The sequence below is a fragment of the Pseudomonas sp. GNP012 genome (assembly GCF_054343835.1).
Genome location: NZ_JBTGUU010000001.1, coordinates 941,659 through 955,240, shown reverse-complemented (window position 1 = coordinate 955,240; position 13,582 = coordinate 941,659). Strand labels below are relative to the sequence as shown.

At 60.0% G+C, this 13,582-nt stretch carries 14 protein-coding genes; 5 read left to right on the top strand and 9 right to left on the bottom strand.

The window, feature by feature from the left end:
* Positions 1 to 5 precede the first annotated feature (5 nt).
* From ACXX83_RS04230 to ACXX83_RS04215, 4 genes are all read right to left on the bottom strand, one after another.
* A complete protein-coding gene (locus ACXX83_RS04230) occupies positions 6 to 509 on the bottom strand; it encodes a universal stress protein (protein WP_008023285.1) in 504 nt (167 codons plus the stop codon).
* Between the two features lie 95 nt (positions 510 to 604).
* Positions 605 to 1,510, bottom strand: a complete 906-nt coding sequence (locus ACXX83_RS04225; RefSeq protein WP_458547632.1) for a 5'-nucleotidase — start codon at positions 1,508 to 1,510, stop codon at positions 605 to 607.
* Positions 1,511 to 1,535: 25 nt separating this feature from the next.
* Positions 1,536 to 2,489 carry a putative 2-dehydropantoate 2-reductase gene (locus tag ACXX83_RS04220; protein WP_458547631.1) on the bottom strand — a complete coding sequence of 318 codons (954 nt, stop codon included), beginning with the start codon at positions 2,487 to 2,489 and terminating at the stop codon, positions 1,536 to 1,538.
* On the bottom strand, positions 2,486 to 2,872 hold the full coding sequence (locus tag ACXX83_RS04215; RefSeq protein ID WP_015094026.1) for a thioredoxin family protein: 387 nt from the start codon (positions 2,870 to 2,872) through the stop codon (positions 2,486 to 2,488). Before ACXX83_RS04215 ends, ACXX83_RS04220 begins: the two co-directional genes overlap by 4 nt.
* Here ACXX83_RS04215 and ACXX83_RS04210 point away from each other — a divergent pair.
* On the top strand, positions 2,871 to 3,314 hold the full coding sequence (locus ACXX83_RS04210; protein WP_015094025.1) for a PilZ domain-containing protein: 444 nt from the start codon (positions 2,871 to 2,873) through the stop codon (positions 3,312 to 3,314). The genes ACXX83_RS04215 and ACXX83_RS04210 overlap by 2 nt on opposite strands.
* 187 nt (positions 3,315 to 3,501) lie before the next feature.
* A complete protein-coding gene (locus ACXX83_RS04205; protein ID WP_015094024.1) occupies positions 3,502 to 4,578 on the top strand; it encodes a 3-deoxy-7-phosphoheptulonate synthase in 1,077 nt (358 codons plus the stop codon).
* An 85-nt stretch (positions 4,579 to 4,663) separates the two neighbouring features.
* Here ACXX83_RS04205 and ACXX83_RS04200 read toward each other — a convergent pair whose 3' ends face one another.
* Entirely contained in the window at positions 4,664 to 4,951 is a 288-nt protein-coding gene (locus tag ACXX83_RS04200; protein WP_007973562.1) for a GNAT family N-acetyltransferase, read from the bottom strand.
* Between the two features lie 641 nt (positions 4,952 to 5,592).
* On the opposite strand from ACXX83_RS04200, the gene oprI reads away from it, so the two are divergent.
* Positions 5,593 to 5,844, top strand: a complete 252-nt coding sequence (oprI, locus tag ACXX83_RS04195; protein WP_003199355.1) for an outer membrane lipoprotei OprI — start codon at positions 5,593 to 5,595, stop codon at positions 5,842 to 5,844.
* A gap of 123 nt (positions 5,845 to 5,967) precedes the next feature.
* Here oprI and ACXX83_RS04190 read toward each other — a convergent pair whose 3' ends face one another.
* The 4 genes from ACXX83_RS04190 to ACXX83_RS04175 all read right to left on the bottom strand — a co-directional run bounded on the left by ACXX83_RS04190 (position 5,968) and on the right by ACXX83_RS04175 (position 10,368).
* Entirely contained in the window at positions 5,968 to 6,942 is a 975-nt protein-coding gene (locus ACXX83_RS04190; RefSeq protein WP_458547630.1) for a L,D-transpeptidase family protein, read from the bottom strand.
* Positions 6,943 to 7,585: 643 nt separating this feature from the next.
* Positions 7,586 to 8,854 carry an IS110 family RNA-guided transposase gene (locus tag ACXX83_RS04185; protein ID WP_458547629.1) on the bottom strand — a complete coding sequence of 423 codons (1,269 nt, stop codon included), beginning with the start codon at positions 8,852 to 8,854 and terminating at the stop codon, positions 7,586 to 7,588.
* Between the two features lie 558 nt (positions 8,855 to 9,412).
* A complete protein-coding gene (locus ACXX83_RS04180; protein WP_003226812.1) occupies positions 9,413 to 9,706 on the bottom strand; it encodes a hypothetical protein in 294 nt (97 codons plus the stop codon).
* 56 nt (positions 9,707 to 9,762) lie between these two features.
* The gene (locus tag ACXX83_RS04175; protein WP_007973565.1) at positions 9,763 to 10,368 is read right to left on the bottom strand and encodes an arylesterase; all 606 of its coding nucleotides are present in this window, start codon (positions 10,366 to 10,368) and stop codon (positions 9,763 to 9,765) included.
* Positions 10,369 to 10,378: 10 nt separating this feature from the next.
* On the opposite strand from ACXX83_RS04175, the gene ACXX83_RS04170 reads away from it, so the two are divergent.
* Positions 10,379 to 11,062, top strand: coding sequence for an ABC transporter ATP-binding protein (locus ACXX83_RS04170; RefSeq protein ID WP_126049985.1), 684 nt, complete (start codon positions 10,379 to 10,381; stop codon positions 11,060 to 11,062).
* Positions 11,062 to 13,566, top strand: a complete 2,505-nt coding sequence (locus ACXX83_RS04165) for an ABC transporter permease (RefSeq protein ID WP_458547628.1) — start codon at positions 11,062 to 11,064, stop codon at positions 13,564 to 13,566. Before ACXX83_RS04170 ends, ACXX83_RS04165 begins: the two co-directional genes overlap by 1 nt.
* Positions 13,567 to 13,582: the final 16 nt, after the last annotated feature.

The following is a 13,582-nucleotide window of genomic DNA, read 5'->3' as shown; positions in this document are numbered from 1 at the left end:
ATGTGCTAGAGGTCCCCTTGACGACGACGTTGCACCAATGGCACCAGATAGACCGGTACCTTGGACAGTTGCAACACACGGGCGGCGGTCCGGCCCAAAGGCGTTTCCGCACCCGCACCGTGGCTGTGACTTCCTACGATCAACAAATCCACGGAGAGTTTCTGCGCCTGGTCCAGAATCACCTGCGAGGGGTCGCCCTGCAGCACCCTTACCGCCTGAATCCGCTCCAGGTCGTGCTCCCCTTCATCCCCCAGCTCCTCACGAAAACTGTCGAGCACCCGCTGCTCGATACTGGCAATCACAGTATTCAGGCCCTGGCTGTGAAACTCGTTCAGCGCCTGTTCATCGAGATAACTTTGCAGCACCGACTCGGCAAACAACCCCATGGGCTCAACCGCATGCACGACGTACAAATTGGCATTGAAGGTCCTGGCCAGCTCCAGGGCATGCTGCATCACCACGGGCGCGTACAGGCCAAGGTCAGTGGCGTACAGCATCGAACGAATCATATGACCTCCTCGACTGCCAACATGGCGGACATTTGATTCAGCTTAGCAGTGCCTTGGCGACTACGACGTCCGGCGCAACACATTGAACGGCGGGCTTAAACCTTTTGCTCGTTGCTTATGCCGTGGGGCACATGACCGGTGGCGACGACCTCACGGGCCAACTCGCAGTGGCCGGCCTGATCATCAAAAAACACATCGGCGGCGAAGGCTTCGAGAAAGGCGGACTTGGTCAGGCCGCCGAGGAACAGCGATTCGTCAAGACGGATGTCCCATTCGCGCAACGTGCGAATCACCCGCTCATGGGCGGGCGCCGATCGCGCCGTGACCAGCGCGGTACGAATCGGACAGGCGTCCTCCGGGAACTCACGCTGCAACAGGTTCAAGGCCGCGAGAAAGCCCTTGAACGGTCCACCGCGCAACGGCTCGCGAGCGGCCTCACGCTCGCTGGCCTGGAACGCCTCCAGACCACCGGCCTGATAAATGCGCTCCGACTCATCGGAAAACAGCACCGCGTCTCCGTCGAAGGCAATGCGCAGCTCGTCGCTGGCCGCACGACTGGCACCGCCAGACAGGATGGTCGCCGCGGCGAATCCGGCGTCCAGGGCATTGCGCACATCTTCGGCGTGGGTCGAGAGAAACAGGTCGCAACCAAAGGCCTTGAGGTAGGGATACGGACTACGTCCGCCGACGAATGCCGCACGGGAAATCGCCAGTCCGTAGTGGTCGATCGAATTGAATACCCGCAGCCCGGTGTCGGCGCTGTTGCGCGACACCAGAATCACCTCGACCCGGGCGCGACCCAGGCTATTGTTGAGGTTCAGGAGTTTCTGCACCAACGGAAAAGCATCGCCGGGCGAAAGGATTTCGTCTTCGTGTTCGATCTGATACTGCCGGTAGGCTTCGACACCGCTCGACAGATAGACCTTGTGGCTTTCGCTCAAATCAAACAGCGCCCGCGAAGAAATCGCCAGCACCAGCTTGTCGTCAATTGCCATTGGCATGCCCTTCCCCCTCAGGTCGGTCGACTCAGGTGTTGCGTCGATCAATGAAACTCAAGCTGCGATACAAAGCCTCGATGCGCGGCATTTCACATCCCGCGGCCCTGGCGGCCGCCAGTGGTCGAGCGTAGATCGCCGCCAGCTCCAGCGGCCGCTTGTGCAGGAAATCGTGGTACATGCTCGGCCAGTAGTCGGGCATTTTTTCGGTCACCATGAACAGGTGCTCGGCATACCCTGCCGGTACGTCGTGCCCGCAGGCGATGGCGCCTTGCACCACTTCAGCCATCAGCGCCTTGATCAGTTCGCGACTGTCAGCATCCGCCATCAACGGTGTGGTGCTCGCCCCGAGCAAAACCGAGAGACCGTTGTAGGGGATATTCCAGACCAGTTTTTGCCAGCGCGCCTGATACAAATTCGCCATGGCCTGGGAATCGAGCCCGGCGCTGCGGAACAGGCCGACGCCCTCCTCGACTATTGCAGTGCGTGTCGGCCCATCGGCGGGACCGCTGTGATAACCCACGTGTACCGCGCCCAGCGCCTGATGGGTGATGACGCCCGGCGCCTCGCGATGGACGCAGATGTAGCAGAGTCCGCCGAGCACATGCAGCGAATCGGGGAGCAACTCGCGCAGGCTGTCTTCCACGTCCAGGCCATTTTGCAACAGCAGCACTTTGGCATCCGGTGCCGCCGCCTGCAGGATAGCTGGTGCCAGATCTGCGTTGCTGGTGGTTTTCGCGCCCACCAGCAGCCAGTCGCAGGGCGGCATGTCTTCAGCCTTCGAGTAAGCCTGTACCGGGTTCAGTTTCAGCGCACCGTGGGGCGCGCTATCGACTTGCAACCCGTGCTCGGCCACGGCGCAAAACTCGCTGCGCAGCAGAAAATGCACATCAAAACCGGCACGCGCTAGCATCACCCCGTAGAACCCGCCGATTGCGCCGGTCCCGATAATGCCGATTGTCGGCCTGGCAACTGTCCCCATCATGGCAACTCCTCTGCTGTTCGACTCAACGCCTGGCGCACGGCTCGATTGAGCTCTGTGTCGGTCAGGCGCGATTTCAGTGTTCCGAAGAATTCGCCGTCGCGAACGACAAACAGCGCCGGCAAGTGAAAGACCTGATAACGCTCGACCACTCCGCCGTTATTGCCGGCATCGATCCAGCACAGCCGATCGACGACCAGATCGAGTGTCGGCAATTGCTCGCGGGCAAAACGGCAGCTGGCGCAGCCGACACTGGTGAAAATAACCAGCGAAACACCGTTCATCGCCAGCAACCGTTGGTCGGCGTCAAAATCGGTCAGTTCCAATTCGACCACTATACTGGGGAGAACAATGTCAGATGGCCGACACATGGAGTCTGTGTTCATGGGACGATTCATTCCTCACCCTGACGATGTGCCTGTCGAATTAACCTTGCTCAAACCCGAGTGTATTTCGCGACGGCAGCTGCACACTATCAGCCTCGGGGGCATGGCTTGCAATTATCACCGCGCGTGGCGCTACGGCACGGCACTTGAAGTACGCATGCCGACCGTGAACCCGGACATGCGCTACCTGGGCTATGTCGCCTGGTGCCTGCGGCGCAAACGCGGTTATCTGGTGGGCATCGCCTTCGTCGACGAACAAACGCTGTTCAGCGCCCGAATGGGTGAGCAGGTGTGCCAGATCGAACGCTACTGCCGCCTGCATGAGTCCCACGAAGACTTGCAGGATGTTCAGGCCCTGGCGCTCGAATGGGTCCAGGAGCATGCCGACGAGTTCTCTCACGATTCGGTGCGCAAGGCTTTTGCGCAGCCGGTACTGGAATAGGGGTGTTCTTGATCGGTTTGCCCCTCATGGCAGGGAAACTGACTGCGAAAGCCCACCAAACCGGCGTCTGCCCATTGTCGAGCCACGGTGTAACGCGCTAAGGTTCAGCTCCCCGACGCGCTTAATCTGCTGTGCTCCGCCGCGCGGGTTCGCTGGCGGCCGGCACCCGTGACCTGACGAGTAAACGATGGCTGATTTACCGATCAACGACCTAAACGTCGCCTCCAACGAGACGCTGATCACTCCCGATCAGCTCAAGCGCGATATTCCCCTGAGCGACGCCGCACTGCGCACCGTCACCAAGGGCCGCGAAGTCATTCGCAACATTCTGGATGGCACCGACCACCGCCTGTTCGTCGTCATCGGGCCTTGCTCGATCCACGACATCAAGGCCGCCCACGAATATGCCGAGCGCCTGAAGGCTCTCGCTGCCGAAGTGTCCGATACCCTGTATCTGGTCATGCGCGTGTATTTCGAGAAGCCACGTACCACCGTCGGCTGGAAAGGCTTGATCAACGACCCGTACCTGGACGACTCGTTCAAGATTCAGGATGGCTTGCACATCGGTCGCCAGTTGCTGCTGGACCTGGCCGAAAAAGGCCTGCCGACCGCCACCGAAGCCCTCGACCCGATCTCCCCGCAGTACCTGCAGGACCTGATCAGCTGGTCGGCCATCGGCGCGCGCACCACCGAATCCCAGACTCACCGTGAAATGGCGTCCGGCCTGTCCTCGGCCGTCGGCTTCAAGAACGGCACCGACGGCGGCCTGACCGTGGCGATCAACGCCCTGCAGTCGGTTTCCAGCCCGCACCGCTTCCTGGGTATCAACCAGGAAGGTGGCGTCTCCATCGTGACGACCAAGGGCAATGCCTACGGTCACGTGGTGCTGCGCGGCGGCAACGGCAAGCCGAACTACGATTCGGTCAGCGTTGCGCTTTGCGAGCAGGCGCTGAACAAGGCGAAGATCAAGCCGAACATCATGGTCGATTGCAGCCACGCCAACTCCAACAAGGATCCGGCCCTGCAACCGCTGGTGATGGAAAACGTCGCCAACCAGATCCTCGAAGGCAACAAGTCGATCATCGGCCTGATGGTTGAAAGCCACCTGAACTGGGGCGCCCAGGCGATCCCGAAAGACCTCGCCGACCTGCAGTACGGCGTGTCGATCACCGACGCCTGCATCGACTGGACCGCAACCGAAAACACCTTGCGCAGCATGCATGCCAAGCTCAAGGATGTGCTGCCTAAACGCGATCGCAGCTGATCGCCTGACGGCTTGTTCAAAAAGCGCACACAAAAAAACGCCGGGTAGAACCCGGCGTTTTTTTATGCATTCGTTTGACTGAAAGTCACTGACTCAGCTTGGCCGCATGCCGCTGGTGACGCTCCATGTAGCGCTCGACGTAGGAGCAAGATGGAATGACGGTGTAGCCCATTTCGTCAGCGTACTCCAGCGCCTTCTCGGTCAAGGCTGCCGCAATACCGCGACCACGCAATGCGTTGGGCACGAAGGTGCGATAGATATCCAGGGTCTGTTTCCCCAGATCCATATAGGTCAGATAGGCACGATGACCGTCCACATTGGTCTCGAACTGATGACCAGCCTGGTCATGGTGGATGGACAACGCCTCGCTCATCACTACTCCTCGCGGGTCTGGAATTCCGACCCCTACCTTACCGATGTTTTTCCGGCGAAGGAACATCTACGCCACCCCGTGCCTGAATGGACACCGAGAAGAGCTGCACCGATCTCGCGCTACCGAGCACGTACAAATAGTAGGCACCATTGACAGAAATGCTCAAGGTGCGCTCGTCATCATGCCGGTTGGCGGGTGCTGCTCCGTAATCACGCAGGAATGGCTCGACCGAAGGTGACTCCGGGTCGATAGCCTGAACATTGCCGGATGTTGAGACTTAAGACGAGCGCCCGTTGTTAAAGTCACCTGAACATCGAGAAAGATAGTGAGAGGCGCCACGCAAAAGCCGAACAAAAGTGTAGACGAATCCATATAGGCGGACTTTAGCCAGTCGGGGGGAAAGAGCGCTGTGCCGAAGGAACTTTTTCTCGGCAGTTCGCTCAGCCACGGGCCTTGCAGCTGGATATTTTTTAAACAATTCAGTTAAAAGTTGCTCGAAAAAGAATCAACGCCTACAATTTTTTTTGCTTCTTGCTTCACGTCAGTTTTACTTACTACAAGTAATGGGTAGTATGTACGCCGGCTATTTCCTCAATCGGAGGAGATAGCTACTTAATAGAAAGTCCTTGAAGGGGAACACGATGAACAACGTTCTGAAATTCTCTGCTCTGGCTCTGGCCGCAGTTCTGGCTACCGGTTGCAGCAGCGCATCGAAAGAAACCGAAGCACGTCTGACCGCTACTGAAGACGCAGCTGCTCGCTCCCAGGCTCGTGCAGACGAAGCTTACCGTAAAGCTGATGAAGCTCTGGCTGCTGCTCAAAAAGCACAACAGACTGCTGACGAAGCTAACGAGCGTGCTCTGCGCATGCTGGACAAAGCTAGCCGCAAGTAATAATCCCTCGGGATTGTTATCAAGCCGACCCATTTTTTGGGTCGGCTTTTTTATTGCCCGGCGTTTCTCCAGGCAATAAAAAACCCGTCGACGCGGTCAGCGTCGACGGGCTCTTGACCCGCGTTACTGCAGCGGATCGATCGGCGTGCTCGACACCATCGGCGCGATGCCGTTGCCCGGCACAGCGATCTCTACCGGCAGGCCGTCTTCGGCGGCCACCACGTCCCGCACCACATCCCAGTTCATGCGCAGGTTGTTGGTGATGTCTTCACGCTTGAGCATCGCATTGATGACCGCTGTGTGCTTGTCGACCACCGACGGGTTGCCCTTGTCGTCCAGCGGCGTGTGCGCCTCCAGATAGACCTTGCCGCCACTCATGCCGAACTTGTACGGGTCGTTGATGATCCGTACCGAGGTACCGACCGGTACCATGCCCGCCATTTGCAGCACGTTGTTGTTGAACATGCGGAAGCAACCGTGGCTGGTGCGCATGCCGATACCGAACTTCTTGTTCGAACCGTGGATCAGGTAGCCCGGAGTGCCCAGGGTGAACTTGAACGGGCCCAGCGGGTTGTCAGGGCCTGCCGGCACAACGTTGGGCAGCGGGTCACCGTCTGCCGCGTGCTCGGCCTTGATCGACGCCGGAGGCGTCCAGGTCGGGTTAGGCGTCTTGGCGGTGATGCTGGTGTGGGCAATCGGCGAGCCCCAGCCTTCACGACCGATACCCAGCGGGAACGTGTACACCACGTTCTTGCCTTTCGGGTAGTAGTAGAGACGGTACTCGGCCAGGTTGATCACGATGCCTTCACGCGGGCCTGGTGGCAGGATGAAGCGGGTCGGCAGAATGATTTCCGTGCCGACGCCCGGCAACCATGCATCGACACCCGGGTTGGCCGCGACCATTTCCGTGTAGCCCAGGTCATAGGCAGTACCAAGGTCGGCGAACGTGTCTTCGTACTTGGCCTTGATCACCTGCACCTGGCCGATGATGTCCTCACCGGGCGGTGGCAGGGGCAACTCCAATGCTGCAACGGGACCGGCCACAAAAAGGGCGGCAAGAGTCAGGCAGCGGGTGACGGCAGGAAAGCGCGGCAACATCCGGAAAATCCTTCGCATGATCAACAGAGGGTATAAGCACGCGATTGTACACTGCCGCCCGTTATTTCGGGGAGATGGCCCGATTGCAGGCAGTGCAAGGTGATTTTGCGATTATCTTCGCTCCCACACTGGGCCTCTGGCCACTGAAGATCCCTGTGGCGGGCTTGCTCGCGAAGGCTTTGTGTTGGGCGATGTGTTTTTTACGGGTGTACATATCCATTGCTGCGGTCACGGCCTCTGGCGGTTCCGCTCTTACAGCGGGTCACTTTGGAAAAACGGAACGCCGCCCGGCCTGTAGGAGCGAGCTTGCTCGCGATGGAGGTCAACGATGATGCGGGGAGCCTGGCACCCCGCGGTGCTCTCAGGTTTTTCGCGAGCAAGCTCGCTCCTACAGAGCCCGCCGCCATCGGCCATCCATGGCCGGCGGCGGCTAACCCGAGGCGGCCTACCGGCCGGCCTGTTTGCTGGCTTGGATCCGCGAGATTTCGGCCGGCTGACAGGCCGCCATCGCGAGCAAGCTCGCTCCCACAGAAGAGCAAAGGCAGGTCGGCGTACATCTTCGCTCTTCACCACTCATCAGCCCGAGCGTTAGCTCGCCTGCAGCTCTTGATCCACCCGCCCCCTCACGCCCTGAGCCTGTCCGTCAACCTGTGACGACCTCCATCGGCGCTTCTACCAACGTTGATCCGTGCCGCGTCAAAGCCTGCAAGTAAGCCTTTTCGTCATAGATGGTGCTGGTTTTCCAGCACCGATAGACGATTCTGATCCACTTGAAAGCCAGTGCTCTCAGGGCCGCTTGGTATGAGCAGCCCTTAGCCCGTTGCTGCCGATAGTAAGCCTCGGCCCACGTTGATTGAGTGATGCTGTGAGCAGCCCATTCGACAAAGGTCTGACGCAAGAAGGTTGAGCATCGGTAGCGCCAATACACGACTTTCTTCTTGCCGCTACGCTGAGTCACGGGTGCGATTCCGGCATATTGCTGCATCGCATTGGCGTCGCTAAATCGATCACGCTGTTCACCAAAAGCCACCATCAGGCGTGGTGCAAGATGTTGGCCGGCACCAGGGAGCGCTTTGAAGATCGGGTAATCGCTCAAGGTGTTGGCCGTTTCTTCGATCTCGCGATCAAAATCCTTGAGGGTGCAAATGAGCCCTTTGAGTTGTGACGCCAAGGCTGTCGTGTACAACTGCGCAGGACGTATCACCCCCGGATCCTGCGTCAAAGGCATCGCTTGGGTGATGATTTCCCAGCGTGTTTGATTGAGTTGAGCGTGACGAGCGTTGTGCTCGTTAAAGAACTTGAGAAAAGTACTCTGGCGAGAACGCTTGAGCTGCTCAAGTGTGGGCCAGCGCATCAAAAAGTCACAGAACACCACGCTGTCATGATTGCTAAATAGCTCAAGGGCCGCTGGATAATACTGTTTGAGCGTACAGATCAGGCGGTTGCTGACTTTCACTCGCTCATCAACCAGTGCCCGTCGATGTTCTGTCAGGCTGGCCAAAATACGCATCGCCGGGCTTTGCGGCATCAGCTGCGCAAACCGTTGGGGATAGGTGAGCAACAACTCAAGCGCCCATTGCGCATCGGTCGGATCATCCTTGGCACCGCTGCCGACAAAGGCTTTGCGGTGTTTGGCCAAGGTGCTCGGATTGATGGGAAACAGGCAAAAGAACTCGTACTTTTGCAGGGCCGCCACCAACGGGCCCTTGTTGAGCTCAAGAGCAATTGCAATCGGCGCGCCATAGCGCTCAAACAACGATTTCGCCCATCGATCAATCGATTGGGGCGTGTGGTCGATGATAGAGAAGTGCCGCCGGGTTTCACCTGCGACCTGCAAACACACGTCGTGCTTGGTATCTGCCCAATCTATTCCGACATAAGCAGTGAATCTCTGAGACAGGAGCGTTTGCATCAACAACCTCCACTGGCGCTAAAGTACATGCAGGGACATGCATGCTTGCGTCCAGCGAAAGCGATATAGAGAGCCGTGTCGGGCTTTCCCTGAGTATTCGTTAGAGGGCGCAAGCGCACCTGTGGGCTCGAAAGTGAGGGGGTAATCATCACGTGCTTGAGAGGCATATTCGTAGCCCACAGGTGCATGTTCCTTCCTGGATCAAAGCTGACTTCCAGACGTTGAAGTATGGAAGAGGAAAGGAACGGACAACCTATATCGGGAGGCTGAGCGCAGGTGTTCATCCGGGGATGGGCGCGCAGCGCCGTTCGACGCAGTCGAACTCATTGCATGTAGGTCGAAGCGAAGCCGACCGGAGGGCAATGCCCCCGGATGAATACCGGAGCGAAGGTACCCCGAGCCTCAGCGAGGGGCCGTACGTTCGGGGCGAGTGTTTTTTGCTTCCTTTTTTAGGCGCTTGTAAAAAAGGGAGTCGCCGTCAGGGCGAAACCATAAGCCGCCGTTACCTAAAAAACGGATATGTACCCAATCAGCAAAAGACAAGCGCACAACTACGAATCAAAGCTCAAACCGCAATTCAGGCCAGATCGGCGACGTCCCCCGCTTCTGCGACTCAAGAATGGCCCGGCACAACGAACACAGCCGCTGATCCTGAAACACCCGGCGATCAACACTCGACCAGCGCGGTTGTGCCGGCAACAGGCTGCCGCAAAGGGTCCGGTCAGCCGAGCCGCCCAACTCCAGCTGACGGGTCACCAGATGCACCCGCACTTCCTGGCAGGCGAACAGATCCAGCTGTTCGTCAGGCTCGATCAGTTGATAGGCAAATAGTGACCAGGCGGGACGCGGCATCGGGGGCTCCAAATCGGGGGCGCCACCTTAGCCGAAAGCCTGCGTCTAGAAAAGTGTCATAACAGCGGTTTTAGAGTAGGCCAGACATTTTCCAGCAACTTGTCCTGGGCCCCGGCCGCCGGGTGTATGCCGTCGGCCTGCATCAACTCCGGATGACCGCCCACGCCGTCGAGGAAAAACGGCACCAGCGGGATCTTTTTCTCATCGGCCAGGTTGCTGTAGACCTCGGCGAACGCCTTGGTGTAACGCGCACCGTAATTGGGTGGCAATTGCATGCCGAGCAACAGCACCTTGGCACCGCTGGCCCGGGAGCTGTCGATCATCGAAGCAAGATTTTGTTGCAATTGAGTTGGCAGCAAACCGCGCAGGCCATCATTGCCCCCCAACTCGAGGATCACCAGTTCCGGTTTATGCTCTGCAAGCAGCGCGGGCAGGCGCGCCTGGCCTCCGGCACTGGTGTCGCCACTGATGGACGCATTGATCACTTTGTCGTCGAAACCTTCGCGCCTGAGCCGTTGTTCAAGCAGCGACACCCACCCCAGCCGGGTATCCAGCCCGAAACCGGCGCTGATACTATCGCCAACGATCAGGACTGTACCCGCCGCTGCGTTTTGGGCCATGCACATCAAGGCCAGGCCAGCACTCAAAAACCAGACACGCATCGGACTCTCCATGGGCGCAAGCATTCTCATCGCGAAGGACCTTAGCAAAGTGGTTCCCAGCGCGGAAGGTGAACTGACCATCCTGCACGAACTCAGCCTGGAACTGAACAAGGGCGACAGCCTGGCCATCGTCGGCGCTTCAGGTTCCGGCAAATCCACACTGCTGGGCCTGCTCGCCGGTCTCGACCTGCCGAGCAGCGGCGAAGTCACCCTCGCCGGGCAAGGCCTGAGCAACCTCGATGAGGACCAGCGTGCGCGCATCCGCGCCGAGCATGTGGGTTTTGTCTTTCAATCGTTTCAGCTGCTCGACAGCCTCAATGCCCTGGAAAACGTCATGCTGCCGCTGGAGCTCGATGGCCGCAAGGACGCCCGCGAACGCGCCACCGAGTTACTCCAGCGTGTAGGTCTCGGCCAGCGCCTGACGCATTCGCCGCGCCAGCTCTCCGGGGGCGAGCAACAACGCGTGGCGATTGCCCGCGCGTTTGCCGCCGAACCCGATGTGCTGTTCGCCGACGAACCGACCGGCAACCTCGACAGTCACACCGGTGAGCGCATCAGCGACTTGCTGTTCGAACTCAACAAGGAACGCGGCACGACCCTGGTGCTGGTGACCCACGATGAACGCCTGGCCCATCGGTGCCGGCGCCTGATCCGTCTTGAAGCCGGCCTGCTGGTCGCCCCTCTGGAGCCTTGATGGCACGCCTGCCGCTGTTGCGCCTGTTCAGTCTCGCCATCCGCCAATTGCTGCGCGACGCCCGCGCCGGTGAATTACGCGTATTGTTTTTTGCCTTGCTGGTGGCCGTGGCCGCGAGCACTGCCATTGGCTATTTCGGCGCCCGCCTGAATGGTGCCATGATGCTGCGCGCCACTGAGTTTCTCGGCGCCGACCTGCTCCTCGAAGGCAGTTCGCCCGCACGCCCCGAACAGATAAGAAGCGGCACAGAGTTGGGACTGCAACATGCGCAGGTGGTGGAGTTTTCCAGCGTTATCGCCACAGACAACGGCATCCAGTTGTCCAGCATCAAGGCCGCCGATGACACCTACCCGCTTCGCGGCGAACTGAAAAGCGCGCCCGCCCCGTTCGCAACGGAAAGCGCCGGTGGCGGACCGCAACCCGGTGAAGCCTGGGTCGAGGCACGCCTGCTGACCGCCCTGGACCTGAAGATCGGCGACAGCATCGATGTCGGCATGAAAACCCTGAAACTGGCGCGGGTGCTGACCTACGAACCCGACCGCGCCGGCAATTTCTACAGCCTGACGCCGCGGGTGCTGATCAATCTCGACGACCTTGCGGCAACCGGCGTGGTGCAACCCGGCAGCCGGGTCAGCTATCGCGAATTATGGCGAGGCAATGCCCAGGCACTCGAGATGTATCGGCAACTGATCAAACCGGGACTCGCCGCCAACCAGCGTTTGCAGGACGCCCGGGATGGCAACCGGCAGATCGGCGGAGCCTTGGGCAAGGCCGAACGCTACCTGAACATGGCCAGCCTGGTGGCGGTGTTGCTGTCCGGCGTGGCGGTGGCGTTGTCGGCAACCCGCTTCGCCACCCGCCGCTTCGATGCCAGTGCCTTGCTGCGCTGCCTCGGACTATCGCGCCGGGAAACCATGGTGTTGTTCAGCCTGCAACTGACTGTGCTCGGACTGCTGGCCAGCATCAGCGGCGCCCTCCTCGGCTGGCTCGCGCAGCTTGGGTTGTTTGCCCTGCTGCACGACTTGCTGCCGACCGACGTACCTGCGGGCGGACTGTTTCCGGCCGTCGCCGGGATCGGCACCGGACTGGTGGCCCTGGCCGGTTTCGCCTTGCCGCCGCTGGCGGCTCTGGGCCGGGTTCCGCCATTACGCGTGCTGCGCCGGGACATGCTGCCGATCCCTTCCAGCACCTGGATGGTCTACGGTGCAGCGCTGGGCGCCCTCGGCCTGATCATGTGGCGCCTGAGCCTGGACCTGGTGCTGACCTTTGCCCTGCTCGGCGGTGGCGTGATTGCAGCGCTGGTGCTGGGCGGTTTGTTGTTGCTGCTGTTGAAGAGCCTGCGGCGCTTGCTTGCGCGTGCGTCCTTGCCCTGGCGCCTGGGACTCGGGCAATTGCTGCGTCATCCGCTCGCTGCCGCAGGCCAGTCCCTGGCGTTTGGCCTGATCCTGCTGTCGATGGCGCTGATTGCACTGCTGCGTGGCGAATTGCTGGATACCTGGCAGAACCAGTTGCCGAAAAACGCCCCCAATTACTTCGCCCTGAACATCCTGCCCGCGGATAAACAGGCCTTCACCGATCACCTGATCGCCATGTCGGCAAAATCGGCACCCTTGTACCCGGTGGTGCCGGGGCGCTTGATCAGCATCAACGGCGAACCGGTGCAACAGATCGTCACCAAAGAATCGGCCGGGGACCGGGCAATCCAGCGCGACCTGAGCCTGACCTGGGCGGCGGACCTGCCGGAGGGCAACAAGCTCACGGCGGGCAATTGGTGGAACGAACAAACGCCAGACGATATTCCCGGCGTGTCGGTGGAAGGCAAGGTCGCTGAAAGCCTGAAAATCAAGCTCGGCGATCATCTGGTTTTCAGCGTGGGCGGGGTCAATCGCGAGGCGAAAGTCACTAGCCTGCGGGAGATCAACTGGGATAACTTCCAGCCGAACTTTTTCATGATCTTCCAGCCCGGCACCCTCAAGGATCTGCCGGCGACTTACCTGACCAGCTTCTATCTGGCAGCGGGACATGACCAGCAGATTGTCGACCTGTCCCGCGCCTTCCCGGCGGTGACGATCCTGCAGGTCGAAGCCTTGCTGGAACAATTGCGCAGCATCCTCGCCCAAGTCACCCTGGCGGTGGAGTACGTATTGTTGTTTGTGTTGGCGGCTGGGATGACGGTGCTGTTTTCCGGCCTGCAGGCGACGCTGGACGAACGCATTCGCCAGGGCGCGCTGCTGCGCGCGCTGGGGGCCGAACGACAATTGCTGGTCAAGGCGCGGCGCATCGAGTTCGGTTTGCTGGGGGCGGTCAGCGGTTTGCTGGCGGCATTGGGGTCGGAACTGGTGAGCCTGGTGCTCTACCGCTATGCCTTTGACCTGCCGTGGCATCCGCATCCCTGGCTGTTGCTGCTGCCACTGCTGGGCGCGGTGCTGATCGGCGGTGCCGGTGTGTTCGGCACCCGTCGGGCATTGAACGCCAGCCCACTGACAGTCCTGCGCGAGGGTTGATAGACTCCAGCCGTCT

Coding starts and splice junctions, on each gene's coding strand:
- ACXX83_RS04225 (WP_458547632.1), bottom strand. CDS start 1,510: ATGCCAATGGCAATTGACGACAAGCTGGTGCTGGCGATTTCTTCGCGG.
- ACXX83_RS04200 (WP_007973562.1), bottom strand. CDS start 4,951: ATGAGCGAGGCGTTGTCCATCCACCATGACCAGGCTGGTCATCAGTTC.
- ACXX83_RS04190 (WP_458547630.1), bottom strand. CDS start 6,942: ATGTTGCCGCGCTTTCCTGCCGTCACCCGCTGCCTGACTCTTGCCGCC.
- ACXX83_RS04210 (WP_015094025.1), top strand. CDS start 2,871: ATGGGACGATTCATTCCTCACCCTGACGATGTGCCTGTCGAATTAACC.
- ACXX83_RS04180 (WP_003226812.1), bottom strand. CDS start 9,706: ATGCCGCGTCCCGCCTGGTCACTATTTGCCTATCAACTGATCGAGCCT.
- oprI (WP_003199355.1), top strand. CDS start 5,593: ATGAACAACGTTCTGAAATTCTCTGCTCTGGCTCTGGCCGCAGTTCTG.
- ACXX83_RS04175 (WP_007973565.1), bottom strand. CDS start 10,368: ATGCGTGTCTGGTTTTTGAGTGCTGGCCTGGCCTTGATGTGCATGGCC.
- ACXX83_RS04205 (WP_015094024.1), top strand. CDS start 3,502: ATGGCTGATTTACCGATCAACGACCTAAACGTCGCCTCCAACGAGACG.
- ACXX83_RS04215 (WP_015094026.1), bottom strand. CDS start 2,872: ATGAACACAGACTCCATGTGTCGGCCATCTGACATTGTTCTCCCCAGT.
- ACXX83_RS04230 (WP_008023285.1), bottom strand. CDS start 509: ATGATTCGTTCGATGCTGTACGCCACTGACCTTGGCCTGTACGCGCCC.
- ACXX83_RS04165 (WP_458547628.1), top strand. CDS start 11,062: ATGGCACGCCTGCCGCTGTTGCGCCTGTTCAGTCTCGCCATCCGCCAA.
- ACXX83_RS04220 (WP_458547631.1), bottom strand. CDS start 2,489: ATGATGGGGACAGTTGCCAGGCCGACAATCGGCATTATCGGGACCGGC.
- ACXX83_RS04170 (WP_126049985.1), top strand. CDS start 10,379: ATGGGCGCAAGCATTCTCATCGCGAAGGACCTTAGCAAAGTGGTTCCC.
- ACXX83_RS04185 (WP_458547629.1), bottom strand. CDS start 8,854: ATGCAAACGCTCCTGTCTCAGAGATTCACTGCTTATGTCGGAATAGAT.